The sequence below is a fragment of the Chitinophaga sp. sic0106 genome, from assembly GCF_019219075.1.
Classification (GTDB): Bacteria; Bacteroidota; Bacteroidia; order Chitinophagales; family Chitinophagaceae; genus Chitinophaga.
This window is the reverse complement of sequence record NZ_JAHUWJ010000012.1, coordinates 94,427-108,514: the sequence shown is the minus strand read 5'-3', so window position 1 is coordinate 108,514 and position 14,088 is coordinate 94,427. Positions and strand designations below refer to the sequence as shown.

Annotated in this window: 9 protein-coding genes; 1 reads left to right on the top strand and 8 read right to left on the bottom strand. The window is 47.8% G+C overall.

Annotated features, from left to right (window positions below; all coding sequences use genetic code 11):
* Window positions 1-13: 13 nt before the first annotated feature.
* The 8 genes from KW844_RS18155 to panD all read right to left on the bottom strand — a co-directional run bounded on the left by KW844_RS18155 (window position 14) and on the right by panD (window position 9,535).
* Window positions 14-904 (bottom strand): DUF1338 domain-containing protein, encoded by an 891-nt coding sequence (locus KW844_RS18155; protein ID WP_218378196.1) that lies wholly within the window; start codon window positions 902-904, stop codon window positions 14-16.
* A gap of 10 nt (window positions 905-914) precedes the next feature.
* Window positions 915-1,991: a saccharopine dehydrogenase family protein gene (locus KW844_RS18150; protein WP_218378195.1), complete on the bottom strand. Its 1,077-nt coding sequence runs from the start codon at window positions 1,989-1,991 to the stop codon at window positions 915-917.
* A 486-nt stretch (window positions 1,992-2,477) separates the two neighbouring features.
* Entirely contained in the window at window positions 2,478-3,293 is an 816-nt protein-coding gene (gene panB, locus KW844_RS18145; protein WP_218378194.1) for a 3-methyl-2-oxobutanoate hydroxymethyltransferase, read from the bottom strand.
* A gap of 61 nt (window positions 3,294-3,354) precedes the next feature.
* Window positions 3,355-4,251 carry an exopolyphosphatase gene (locus tag KW844_RS18140; RefSeq protein ID WP_218378193.1) on the bottom strand — a complete coding sequence of 299 codons (897 nt, stop codon included), beginning with the start codon at window positions 4,249-4,251 and terminating at the stop codon, window positions 3,355-3,357.
* 70 nt (window positions 4,252-4,321) lie between these two features.
* The gene (ppk1, locus tag KW844_RS18135) at window positions 4,322-6,469 is read right to left on the bottom strand and encodes a polyphosphate kinase 1 (protein WP_255578513.1); all 2,148 of its coding nucleotides are present in this window, start codon (window positions 6,467-6,469) and stop codon (window positions 4,322-4,324) included.
* A 109-nt stretch (window positions 6,470-6,578) separates the two neighbouring features.
* On the bottom strand, window positions 6,579-8,012 hold the full coding sequence (locus tag KW844_RS18130) for a hypothetical protein (RefSeq protein ID WP_218378192.1): 1,434 nt from the start codon (window positions 8,010-8,012) through the stop codon (window positions 6,579-6,581).
* 85 nt (window positions 8,013-8,097) lie between these two features.
* Window positions 8,098-9,132, bottom strand: coding sequence for a lysylphosphatidylglycerol synthase transmembrane domain-containing protein (locus tag KW844_RS18125; RefSeq protein WP_218378191.1), 1,035 nt, complete (start codon window positions 9,130-9,132; stop codon window positions 8,098-8,100).
* A 58-nt stretch (window positions 9,133-9,190) separates the two neighbouring features.
* On the bottom strand, window positions 9,191-9,535 hold the full coding sequence (gene panD, locus KW844_RS18120; RefSeq protein WP_218378190.1) for an aspartate 1-decarboxylase: 345 nt from the start codon (window positions 9,533-9,535) through the stop codon (window positions 9,191-9,193).
* A gap of 308 nt (window positions 9,536-9,843) precedes the next feature.
* On the opposite strand from panD, the gene KW844_RS18115 reads away from it, so the two are divergent.
* Window positions 9,844-13,902, top strand: coding sequence for a hybrid sensor histidine kinase/response regulator transcription factor (locus tag KW844_RS18115; RefSeq protein WP_218378189.1), 4,059 nt, complete (start codon window positions 9,844-9,846; stop codon window positions 13,900-13,902).
* Window positions 13,903-14,088 lie beyond the last annotated feature (186 nt).

Genomic DNA, 14,088 nt, shown 5'->3' with positions numbered 1-14,088 from the left:
CTCTCTCTTAAAATTAAGAACTTTTTTTCGTCTGGGTGGAGTAGGTGCTTTCAAAGATCTTGTCGGCGTTGCCGGCCTCAAAGCCCTCTCGGCGGTGCTCCCTGCGTATTTCGCTGGCAGGTAGTGATGCAAACTCCGGCAGCACCCTGCGTTCGGCAAACTCCACATAGGAGCCTGCGATTTGATAAGTTTCACCACCTGCAAACTCCGCTTCAATCATACGGGCTACAGTAGCGCTTTGCAGGAGGTTGCCATCCGGACTCGCCTTTATTTTACCGCCTGAATCATTTAGCACAAATCCGTGTTTTTCCAGGAACTCATTAAAGCCCGCTACAGTGTTATATCCTGTCGGCAGGTTATGTACGCTCACGGTGAAGTGATTGAGGTAATACCGGTTATAAATCACCCAGGCGGCATACTCACTTTCGGCAGCCAGGGCTTTAAAATCGGCCAGGGTTGGTGTGCGCCAAAGGCCGCTGTGGAGAAAGGTATCCACTGCCTGGCTATCATCCAGGTTCAGTGCATCCACCGGATCACTGGTAATCGCATCTGTATAGCTGTGAATGATACGCTGTGCGGTTTCGCTCAGGTCATTTACTCTTAGTTCGCTGATGAAAATACGTGGATATTGTGGCTCCGGTGGCGCATACCACCAGGCATCCAGCTTTTTACCGGCGAAATAATAATGTTCTCTTTTGGTATAGCCGTAGTGCAGAAAAATTTTCTCCAGTGACTGTACGCCCAAGTGGGGTACACCCATGGTACGGAAAGCGATATGGTCGTTTTCGATGTCGGAGGCCTGTGCTATCATTCCTTCTCCGATCATAGCGTCAATAACGGCAGCTACATCCGGAACACGTTCCTGGTAGCGGCTCATGAGGCCATGTAAAATCTCGCTAAGCATAACAATCTGTTTAATTCCTGTTGTAATAAACTGCAAATCTGTTGGTGATCAGGTCCTGGAAAATTACATCTTCCTGGCGGATAAAGCCTTTGGCGGGCAACTTGCCGTTTGCATGCAGATCAATGACTGCACAGGCAGCTCCCGCGGTGGTCAGCTGAATGGCAGTAAAATCTCTCCCGTTAACTTCCTGGTTATATATTTTCCTGGAGTAGGAGCGCTGCACATAACGACCATCTATCCTGCCGGCTACTGATACAAATACCAGCACCACATCTTGCGGGGTGAAAGGTATGCTATCCTCCATAATTTCTTTCAAAACCTGGCGTTTTTTGTTCAACTTTAACTCATTCAATAAAATCTTCATAAGTTGACAATGCCCCGGGTAACGCACCGTTTTGTAATCCAGGCTGCTTACCTTTCCGTCAAGGATTTCGGCTAATGCGCCCAGGCCACCGGAGGTGTTAAATGCCTCGTATTCTACGCCATCCAGCGCGAATTTCTCCAGGCCTTCCATTGGCATTACTTCCTTGCGCTGACCTTCATCAATGGCATCACAAGGGTTGCAGTATTCGTTGATTAATCCATCTGTGCTCCAGGTAAGGTTGTACATGAGGCTATTAGTAGGAAACTGCGGCAGCGCGCCTACGCGCAGGCGTACACTATCCAGCTGATCAAACTCTCTGGCAATATCATGGGCGGCGATGCTGATGAAACCCGGTGCCAGTCCGGATTGTGGCATAAAACTAACACCTGCTTCAGCGGCAATTTCGCGGATAGCATTGGTAGTGGCTACATCCTCCGTTAAATCAAAATAATGGGTATTAGTAGCAGCTGCTGCAGTAGCAATTTTCACATTCAGGAAATAGGGGCAGGCACTCAGTACCATGTCCTGTGGTTGCAGCGCCGCTGTAAGCGCTGCTGCGTCGTTTACATCCAGTTGTAAACCCGTAACACCGGGGGAGAGATGGGCTTCCAGCATGGCAGGGTTGTTGTCGGCCATGGTAACCTGGTAGTCACCGGATGTTTGCAGTAAAAATGCGGCTGTTTCGCCGATCTTGCCGGCACCGATGATCATGATTTTTTTCATGTGCGATGGAATTGGTGATGATTAAATATTCTTTCCCGCAAGGCATATAGCTTGCAAAGAAGTAAAGGATTCTATTCTCCCGTGAAGCTGCTTATGCATATCACTTTTTATTGCGGATAGCGGCGGGCCACAAGCCCGCAGCCATATGCCTTTACTCCTGTGCCGGAGGCATAGAAATAAAGCAAAAGCAAATGCAACTTTGCAGGAAAATCAGGTGCAACTCCCACGAACGAACAATTCATTTTTCAGCTAACGCATACGCGCATACGAAAAGCTGTCAGACTAAATTGCTGTAGCAGGAATACAATAAATAATAAAAGGGAAAACCCGCGTCCATTAAGGCACGTGGGAGCAAGTGCTCCGTAGATAGGAGAGTAGAGAAAGCTGTATGTTTAACAGGTAGTTCATTGCTGGAAGCGAATATAGGAAAAAACTACTGAAAACAAAAACGACGCACATTACTGTGCGCCGTTCGTATTGGTGATTTTAGTATTGTTCGCTGTCGTTCGGGAAATCCCTGGTCTTCACATCTTTAATATAAGACTGTGTAGCGTTGTAAATTTCGCCGTAGAGGTCCAGGTACCTGCGCAGGAAGCGAGGTTTGAAGTCTTTGTTGATGCCCAGCAGATCGTGCATCACCAACACCTGACCATCTACATATTTACCGGCACCGATACCTATGATTGGAATGGCCAGTTCCTCTGCCACGCGTTTTGCCAGCAGGGCAGGAATCTTTTCCAGTACAATGGCAAAGCAGCCGGCCTCCTGTAACAGTTTAGCGTCGTTGATCAGTTTGGTGGCTTCCGCTTCCTCGGTCGCTCTTACTGCGTAGGTGCCGAATTTATAGATCGACTGTGGCGTGAGCCCGAGGTGCCCCATCACGGGAACGCCTGCACTGATAATGCGTTTTACAGATTCTATAATTTCTTCTCCACCTTCAATTTTTACACCGTGCGCACCCGTTTCTTTCATGATGCGGATAGTGGAGTTGAGTGCTTCCTTGGAGTTGCCCTGGTAGGAACCGAAAGGAAGGTCTACTACCACAAAGCAGCGTTTAGCGGCTCTTACTACGGAGGCAGCATGATAAATCATCTGGTCCAGCGTAATCGGCAGGGTAGTTTCATGACCAGCCATCACATTGGAGGCGGAGTCGCCTACAAGCAGAATATCAATACCGGCATCATCCAGGATTCGCGCCATGGAATAGTCGTAGCAGGTAAGCATGGAGATTCTCTCCCCGTCAACCTTCATCTTCTGCAATACGTGCGTGGTTACACGCTTGATTTCTTTATTCACAGACATAAGCAGTAAGCATTTGCTTTCCGCAAAGGTGGGGATATAAATATTAAAATGGAAATGTTTTTTACAACTGGCTGGTAGCTGCTGCAATTTCGCTGTGAAGGGCGTGGATCAGCCCATCGGCGAGCCCGATCTTAGGCACGTAGATCTCCGGTGTATCGGTCCAGCGCATGATGTTGATATAGATCTGCAGGGCAGGCACAATCACATCGGCACGGTCTTCCCGCAGGTTGTAGAGATGTATGCGTTCCTCTACGGTGAAGCTGCTGAATTCTTTATGGTAATCTTTCAGTGTTTCGAGCGATAAAGGTTTTCCTTCTTTACGTTTAGACATGCTGAAAACCTTATTGATATTGCCTCCTGAGCCGATAGCCATCACCGGCCCGAGGCCCTTGAGGTTATTTTTGATGAAGTCCTTCAGCTGCTGCCAGGTGCTTTCTTCTACCTGGTTATGCAGCAGGCGGATGGTGCCGATATTAAAGGATTCTTTGAATACCAGTTGTTTCTTGCTGAACAGGGTGATTTCGGTACTACCGCCACCTACATCGATGTACATATAGGATTTGGTATTATCCAGTTGTTCGGCCACATGGTTTTCGTAAATATAGGCTGCCTCTTCACGACCGCTGATCAATTTAATGTCGATCCCGGTCTGCTCTTTTACCTGTTGCAGCAGGAACTGCCCGTTGCTGGCATCCCGCATAGCGGAGGTAGCGCAGGCTTTGAGGTATTTCACTTCGTATACATCCAGCAGGAGCTTATAGGCCCGGATGGTGTCGATGAGGCAGGCGGCACGTTTTTCTGATATCATGCCGTTGGCAAAAACATCGAATCCCAGGCGCAACGGTACTCTCACCAGGTTTACCTTGGTGAAATCCATTTTACCTGCACTGTTGGGTGAAGCTTCTGAAATCAGGAGCCTCGCAGCATTTGATCCTATGTCTATCGCAGCTAACTTCATCTATACGAATTGATTATGGCAGCAAAAGTAATTATTTTCCTTTACCCTAAAAAACAATACCAGTAAAAGCTTACTGGTATTGTTTCTCGTGTAGATATTTTAAGATTTCCACCTGGGACCGGATTTTTTTATCTCCCTCCCGGTAGTATTCATTTCGCTGTTCGTTGTCCAGTACACGGGCTTTAACATTGCCGCTGAGCTGGATTTTCATGATATCGATAATCTCCTTGCGTATAGCCAGGTCCGTTATAGGGGCGGCGGCTTCCACGCGGTGATCAAGGTTGCGTATCATCCAGTCGCAGGAGGCGATGTATACCTTTTCCTGTCCGCCATGATGGAATATAAACACCCTGGCATGTTCCAGGTATTCATCCACGATGCTCACGGCATGGATCTGTTTCTTCCATTTTTTATTTTCCGTATAGGCGCAACAGATACCCCGGATAACCATTTTTATATCCACCCCTGCCTTGGCCGCGTCATACAGTTTGCTGATCAGCACGGCGTCGGAGAGGGAGTTCATTTTAATGATGATGCTTGCTTTCTTTTTGTTGCGGGCATTTTTGATTTCCCGGTCAATCAGGCGCAGGAAAGTGTTACGCATGTTGAACGGACTCACCGGCAATGTTTTGCAGTTCTCCAGGAGTTTGATGTCGTGGTGACCATTTTCCAGGTAGGCGAATACCTTGTTGATATCTGCCATGATGGCGCGATTGGCTGTCAGCAGGCAATGATCGCCATAGACCCTGGCCGTACGCTCGTTGAGGTTACCGGTGCTCACAAAGCCGCACTGGATGGTTTTATTGCCGATGCGTTTCTTAATTACACACAGCTTGGCATGTACTTTCATGCCGGGAACGCCCAGCAGTACTTTTACCCCTTCTTCCTCCAGCCGGGATTTCCAGTCGAGATTAGCCGCTTCATCAAACCGGGCGCGCAGTTCCAGCACAATTGTTACCTGCTTACCATTGCGCACGGCATTGATCAGCGCATTGATAATCTTGGAGTTCTTAGCCAGGCGATAGGCCGTAATTTTAATGCTGGAGACATTCGGATCAATGGCCGCTTCCCGCAGCAGATCGATAATAGTATCGAAGGAGTGGTAAGGGAAGTGCAACATTACATCCTGGCGCTGCACCACATGCATCACACTGGTGGCGTTCTGGAACAGCGGATGAATAAAGGATTTGCGATGTGAATGCGGCGGAAAAATGGATTCCGGAAAATCCATGAAGTCCTTGAAATTATGGATACGCGCGCCGGGAATCAGGTTGTCTTTACCGGACAAACCTAACCTTCTGATGAGGTATTCCAGCAGCAACGGATCAATATCCTTATCATAAACAAAACGTACCGGTTTGCCTTTACGCCTGTCTTTCAGTCCTTTTTCAATCTGGTGAATAATGCTGGTTGCAATATCATTATCGATATCCAGTTCGGCGTCTCTCGTTACTTTGATGATGTGCGAGGAAAACTTATCAAATCCGAAGTAGGAGAAGATATTAGGCAAACAAAAACGCACAACATCTTCCAGCAGCATAATATCATGCTCTCCCGGTTTAGAGGGCAGAATGATAAAGCGTGGCAGTACAGAGGTTGGGATTTCTATCAGCGCGAATTTCTGACTGATGGAATTATCTGCCCGGGCCAGTACTACGGCCAGGTAAATAGATTTATCACGGAGGAAGGGGAACTGCTGAATACTTTCTATCATCAGCGGGATGATGTTGGTACGTACCTGTTCATTGAAGTAGTTCAGTACAAACTTCTGTTGCTCCCTGTTAAGTTGTTTTTCTGTGCGCAGGAAGATATGCTGTGCTTCCAGTTCTTGTGCAATGTCTTTCCACACACGGTCAAACTCACGTTGCTGCTCCATCACAATCGTTTGAATGGAGTCAATGATTTTGCCGGGATTTTCCTCCAGGTGCATCTTTGCAGATTTACCGAAAGAGAGCATACGGCGGAGTGTGGCTACACGAACCCGGAAAAACTCGTCGAGGTTATTGGAAAATATGCCGAGGAATCTGATTCTCTCATACAACGGCACAGTTTTATCTGCAGCTTCCTGAAGTACTCTTGCATTAAATGCCAGCCAGCTGACATCGCGTCCAATCATCTTCTTTTTGGCTACGGGGGCCTTTTTGCGGGCTAATTTCTTTGTGGTTGTTTCTATGGGCATCGTCATAATATCCAGGTTCTCACCTTGCTGCAAACGCATACGGACTAATTTACATTCAAAAATTCACACTAATTGGCGGTGCGATGATACGGTTTTAGGTTAAGTTCCAGTATTATATTAAAGTTAACGATTAGTCGCCATAAATGGTTCATTGTTTTATGGGCTTGCCGCGCATCCATTGGTTCCACACGGTATATACGAGCAGGAACAGGAATAACGGAATTACCTGGAAACGGAAACGGTTATTCTCTCCCAATTCAAGAAAATTACCTGCCAGCATCAGATACAAGATGTTAAAGGCAGCATAAACCGCAGCTATATCCTGCCATTCCCATGCCAATATTCTTTTACGTACCCCTTTCCAGCGTTGAAGGGAGTGCCAGGCCAGCAGGCCGAATGAAACGGCGTAAAGCAGTACCAGTATAGCATTTGTCAGGAAGATATAATCCTTGTGGATCGGAATATAACCGAGATTAAAAAAGTATTCATATCCCAGGATCTTGCTCCGGTTTTTAACCAGATTGAAATAATTAGTAGTAGGGGAGAAGTAGAGCGAATTAGCCGTGAACGTGAGTTTGAGATATTTTTTAGGATCAGCTTTCAGGCATTCCATGCCAGCTTTCTGGAACTGATCAGAGATGTAGATATACTGGATATTATTGAAATTACTTTCGCTGGTACCTTTGCACCAATCGTGCAGCGCACCTATTCCCGGATATTGTTTGTTTTCCGGCAACCACTGTACACCATACTCTTCCAGGCAGCGGAAAGGCCCGATATCGGCATACCTGCGGATGGTATCATTGGTGATGGCAGGCGGCAGCTGCCGGTCGAGTGGCAGCATGATACGCGCCACGTTCATGCCCATCCAGGTGCTGGCGGTGAAATGGCCAAACATCACTTTATTTTTACCATACCAGCCGGTTACCAGCAATACAGGAAACAGGGCAGCCAGTATAGTTTTTTTACGGAGATGTGGTTGGCACATGAGCAGCACCAGCACTACAGCTGCTATCAGCCATACGAGGTGAAACATACTGATTGTAAGGCAGATGACGGCAAGGGTGAGGAATAACGCGAACCCCCATACGAATTTTTCCGTACGCAGAAAACGGATCAGGAAATACAGGGAGTAGGAAAGGAATATCATTCCCAGGTAGGTATAAAAATACCAGGCTTCATACAACAGGAAAGCAGGTGTGATGCAGAAGTAGGCACTAACGGCAAAGCCTATCCATCGTTTGCGGGTAAGCTGGTATATGGAGAGATACAGGAGTATCGTTTGCACAAAGCCGAGGATAATCCACAGGGCCTCCATCACTTGGATGTAATGAACGGGGAAGGCATTCATCAGTAAACTGCATAACCCGTTAAACAGCGGTGGCTGCGAATGCAGGTACCACATACATTCCCAGGGGTGATCGATCAGTAGCTGCCTGTCCAGCAGGTGCCAGGTTTCGAGCACAGGGACTGCATTGATATCAAAATGGTAAAAGTATCGGACGATAAATCGGCTGATGACAGTGATAAGCGTTAACAGCAATATCGCCGGCATGTGCTTACGGGGCATAAGGTGCATCATATCTGCGGTACGGGATTAAATAGTAGTTAGGGCGGATGCAGGGGCATCCGACTCCAAAATACAAAAAAATAACTACGCAGGCAGATTAATTATCGGTAACAGGTTGTAATTCCTGCTTTTGCATTCTTTTTCTGTTATAGATGGGAAGTGCCACCAGGCTTACAAAGCCCAGTACAATCACCAGGATAGTTTGTACCACCCAGATGATCCATCCGAAGGCAAAGCCGATCACCTTATTGATATGATAAAGTTCAAGGGTTTTTTGTACCAGTGTTTGGTAGGCGCCGATACCACCAGGGGTAACGATCATGCCTATACTACCAATGACCAGTACGGCCAGCGCGGCGCTCATACCAAGGTGAGTGGTTTCCTGGAGGCAATAGAAGCCAATATAGACCTGCGAGAGGTAACAGCCCCAGATGATGACAGACTGAATGATGAAAGCCCATTTGTTTTCCATTTTACCGATGGATAAAATGCCTTCCATAACCCCGCGCGCCAGGTTTTTTATGGTGATGGCGGCTTTGGAGCGGGCAAACCTGCGCAGCAGCCATACAATGAGGCCTATGCCGGCGGCAGCGCCCAGCAGGAGTAATGATAATTGGAGAAAATTGGCGTTGGCAAATTTGTTGCCCATGGGAATCAGGATTTCCTTGTTCACATAGGCGCCCAGAACATCCACCTGTGTGAGCACGGTGATGGCCATGAGCAGGATGAGGCATAGCATGTCGACCGCACGTTCTGCGATCATAGTGCCTACCAGCTTATCAGCGGGTATTTTTTCGTATTGGGCAAGAATGCCGCAGCGGGTAACTTCTCCCAGCCGGGGAACGGCCAGGTTAGCCAGGTAACCCACCATCACGGCAAAGAAAGTATTGAGGGTAGTGGGCTGGTGACCCAGTGGTTTCATCAACAGCTTCCAGCGGGTAGCACGGAACCAGTGACTGGCAATACCAAGTATAATAGCAGGTATTACCAGCCAGTAATTTGCCCGTTGAAATGCCTCTTTCATCATCTCCCATTCCCTGGGAGTTAAATCTTTTGTAACCAGCCATATTAATAACACACCTATGCCAAAAAAACAGATGAACTTAATGACATTCTTAAGTGATTTAGGCATAACTAAAGCTGTTTAGGGTGTTACAATATTTACAAATGGTCACAAACCGGCAAGGGTATTATAATTTGTTTCCTTCTTTAGGGAAGATGGCAATAGGCTGGTATTTCTTCGCCTCTTCGAAATCCATGGTAGCATAGGAGATGATGATCACTATGTCGCCCGGCGCCACCAGTCGTGCTGCAGGTCCATTCATACAAATCACACCTGAACCACGTTTGCCTTTTATTACGTAGGTTTCTAATCTTTCGCCATTGTTGACGTTGAGTACCTGCACTTTTTCGTATTCAATCAGGCCCGACGCATCCATCAGATCTTCATCGATGGTAATACTGCCAACATACTGCAGGTTCGCTTCTGTTACAACTGCGCGGTGAATCTTACACTTTAAAATTTCAATTTGCATAGCTCATAAACTCCCTGTGAAAAGGAGCGTCTGCAAAGCTAGGGAAAATAATGTTTTGCGCCAAAGCCACTGAGCTCCCTTACCGTGCTCCCCAAAATGTTTTTTCTGTCCGCCTTTGCAAATACTGTATAATTTGCTGAAATTAGTAGCAGAGGCGTAAGAATAACTGAAAAGTCAACCAAAAAAAGAAATGTTAATATGTTTAAGTACTTGTCAACCAAAATAATATAAAAATAATTTTTCAGTTATTCCCTGCGTTTGCCCGGTTCCTGTGTGATTGATGCTGACCTATAGCCACCCTGATTTCCATGTTTACGAAACAACTGTTGATTCCACTGTTATTGCTGTTATGCCTGCACGCGCCGGCACAGGACTTTGTATCGCTCAATGTCAATGATGGCCTCTCCAATAACCAGATAAACTGCATTTATAAAGATAGCAAAGGGTTTATGTGGTTTGGCACCATGAGCGGCCTAAACCGCTTTGATGGTACTGCCTACCGCATCTACCGCCATAAACCGAATGATTCGCTGTCCATCAGCGACAACTTCATCCTGGCCATTTATCCCGCTCCGGGCGACCGCATGTACATCCGTACCCGCAACGGTGACGCGGTGTACAGCCCCATAACCGAACAGTTTGAAAAGGCTGCCCGCTGGCTCGCCGCCATGGGCCTGCCGGAATACGGTATCACCTGCATGCAGCGCAGCGGTAACACCTACTGGTTTGCCTACCAGGACGGACGTTTGTTCTGCAAAAAACAAGATCACCCTGTACAACAGATAGCAGTAAAGCAGGATCCCGAAAATCCCGTGACAGATATGGGGGCCACACAAAGTGGTTACATGCTGGCGCTGCATAAAAATGGAGAGCTCGATAAGATTGCAGTCAATACGCTGCAACTCAGCGAACGAAAAAATCTTATCTCTCCCCAACCCCAAAAAAAACCACTCAGCATGCACCTGTTTATCGACAGCGACGACGATCTATGGGTGTTTATGGAAGGCTCCGACTATGGTGTTACCTACGTAAATGGCAATACCTGGCAAACACAGCGACTCAGCAGCCGCAACAGCGAACTGAATAATGATATAGTTAATAGCATCGTGCAGGATGATAAAGGCCAGATCTGGATCGGAACAGACCATGGCGGCATCAACCTGCTCCATAAAAAAACGTTTAAGGTACGCCACCTCCTGCACCGCGATGATAACAGCAAAAGTCTGGCAGACAACGCCATCTATTCCATGTACAAGGATGACCTGGGTATCATCTGGTGTGGCACCTACAAAAGTGGCGTCAGCTACTATGCGGAAAGCATGCATAAGTTTGCCCTCCACAACCGCCGCCCCGAAGAGCGCGCACCCATGAGCTACAACGATGTGAACTGCTTTGCGGAAGATAAGAACGGTAACCTGTGGATTGGTAGCAACGGCGGGGGACTTATGTTTTATGACCGCCAGAAAAATACTTACCGCGAGTGGAAACATAACGCCAACGACCCTACGAGCATCAGCACGGACGTTATCCTCAGCTTACTGGTAGATAAGGACAATAGTTTGTGGATCGGCTACTACTACGGTGGCCTGGATCACTTGGTAGATGGACGTATTACCCATTACACCCCGGACCCTGACAACACCCTGAGCCTGGCTGATAAAACGGTCTGGAAGCTCTTCCGTGACAGCCAGAACGATTTCTGGATAGGCACACTCGGCGGAGGGATGGACCGGTTTGCCCCGCAAATACCGGCATTCTATCACAATAACGTGAGCATGCATAACTCCGTGCACTCGAATTTTATTTCCGACCTCACAGAGGATAAAGCCGGCAACCTCTGGATAGGCACGGCATACGGGATCGATATGATGGACAAGGCCAAAGGTCTGTTTATTCATTACCTGCATGATACACATGGACTCAGCAACGACAACGTAAGTACGGTATTATGCGACTCAAGGGGTTTCATCTGGGCGGGTTCCCGGGATGGACTCTGTGTGTTTAATGCAGCAGATCAGCGTTTCCGGACCTTCAGAATGGAAGATGGGCTGCCGGATAATAATATCATTGCTATTCTGGAAGATAATGGAGGGCACCTCTGGGCAAGTACCAGTAACGGGTTGTCGAAAATCACTCCGCGGCAGGAAGCGGGCAAAGGAATCATCGGCATCAGCTGCCGCAACTTTAACTATAAGGACGGCCTGCAGGGAGATGCTTTTAACGTAAACGCAGCGCTGAAGCTCCGCTCCGGCGAGCTGGTATTTGGCGGGGCCAACGGCTTCAATCTCTTCGATCCGGCCAGCATTATCCAGGCACGGACCGAACCACCGCTGGTGTTTACCAGTCTCCAACTATTTAACCGCACCGTAGGAGTAGATGAAAAAATACATAATCATGTCATCCTGCCTGCCGGCTTGCCGGAAACAAAAGCAATTACCCTGCGCTATGATGAAAACGATTTTTCCCTGGACTTTGCCGCGCTGGATTTTTTGAATACGGACAAGAATAAGTACACCTACGTGTACATGCTGGAAGGCTTCAACAGGGAGTGGCAAACCGCTGACGCACGTTCTAAACGTATCACCTATACGAATATCAATCCCGGCACCTATACGCTGCGGCTTAAAGCCCTCAATGACGACGGCGACTCCTCCTGGAAAGGCATCAGCCTTAAAATTACCATCCGGCCGCCGTTCTGGGCTACCGGCTGGGCCTATGGCGTATATGCGTTGCTGTTAGCGGGTGGCTTATTTTTGTTACGCCATTTCACTTTACAAAGGGTGCATCGCCGCTTTGCGCTGGCACAGGAACGAAAAGAGGTGCAGCGCCTGCATGAACTGGACATGCTGAAAATAAAACTCTTTACCAATCTCAGTCATGAATTCCGTACGCCGGTATCCCTGATCCTGGCACCACTGGACGAAGTAATCCGTCATGAAAAAGAGCCTGCCTACCGCCAGAAGCTATACCTGATGCGGCGCAACGCCCGCCGGTTGCTCAACCTGGTAAACCAGCTGATGGACTTCCGAAGGATGGAAATGCATGAACTGAAGCTGGATACAACACCGGGCGATCTGATAGATTTTATCCGCGAAGCAGTGTACAGCTTTTCCGACCTGGCAGAGCGCAAGCAGATGCAGCTGGATTTCCAGACGAATACGGAACAGCTGTTTACCTCCTTTGATCATGATAAGATAGAACGGATATTATTTAACCTGTTGTCCAATGCGTTTAAGTTTACACCGGTGGGTGGTGCTATTCGTGTAGGCGTACAGGTGACTACTGTGGAGGAGGATGCAGTATTGGAACTAAAGGTGGAAGATACCGGCATCGGTATTCCGGCAGATCGCCAGGAGAACGTGTTTGAGCAGTTCTTTAAACACGATGTGCCAGGTGGAATAAACAGTCAGGGTAGCGGTATCGGATTAGCCATTACCCGGGAATTTGTGAAGCTGTGCCAGGGCCAGATCACCGTTAACAGTGAAGTAAACAAAGGCACCGTATTTACCATCACCTTACCTCTGAAAGTGAGTGCAGCCATGCAACCCGGGTTGAAAACTGAGCCGGCCCCGGTAGTGTCGCAACCTGAGTACAAACCTGTTGTAAATACCAAAGGCAAAGCCACCGTGCTGCTGGTAGAAGATAATGATGACTTCCGCTTTTATCTCAAAGAAAATATGAAAGAGGAGTACCAGGTGTTGGAAGCCTGCAATGGCGTGGAAGGCTGGCAGAAAGTGCTGGCGGAGCACCCCGACCTGGTAGTAAGTGATGTAAATATGCCGCTGATGGATGGGATTACACTCTGCGCCAAAATCCGGGGCGACAACCGTACTAAGCGTACCCCGGTAATTCTGTTGACGGCCATGGCCGCAGAAGAAGAGCAGCTCAAGGCACTGGATCACGGTGCGGCTGATTATCTGGTAAAGCCATTTAACGTGGAAATTATGTTGTCGCGCGTGCGAAACGTGCTGGCCGCCAGAACGGTGACACCAAAAGTGACATTACCTGCGGCTGGTAAAGACCAGGCCATCCCAAGTGCAGACGAAAAGTTTATGCAGAAGGCATTGGAAATTGTGGAGCGGAATTTATCGAACCCCGATTTTTCGGTGGAGGAGCTGAGCAAAGAACTTTGTATGAACCGGGTATCCGTATACCGGCGGATTTTTGCGATCAGTGGTCAGCCGCCGATTGAGTTCATCAGATCCGTGCGTTTACAACGTGCGGCGCAGCTGCTCAGCAGGTCGGAAATGAACGTGGCCGAGGTGGCATATGAGGTAGGTTTCAACAACCCGAAATACTTTTCCAAATATTTTAAAATGGTATACCATATGCTGCCAAGTGCTTACCAGGCGGCCAACAGGAAATAAACGTGTAACAAAAAGATACCCCCGCTGTTACATTTGAACCCCTACTTTTGTAACAATTCTGACAGTTAATATTAACAATGCAGTACCTATGAAACCACTGCGATGAGATACCTTTATGCTCATCGTTATGAAAGTAAATCTACTAATGAACCAAAATCGACAGATCGCGAATTTTTAAAACTTAAT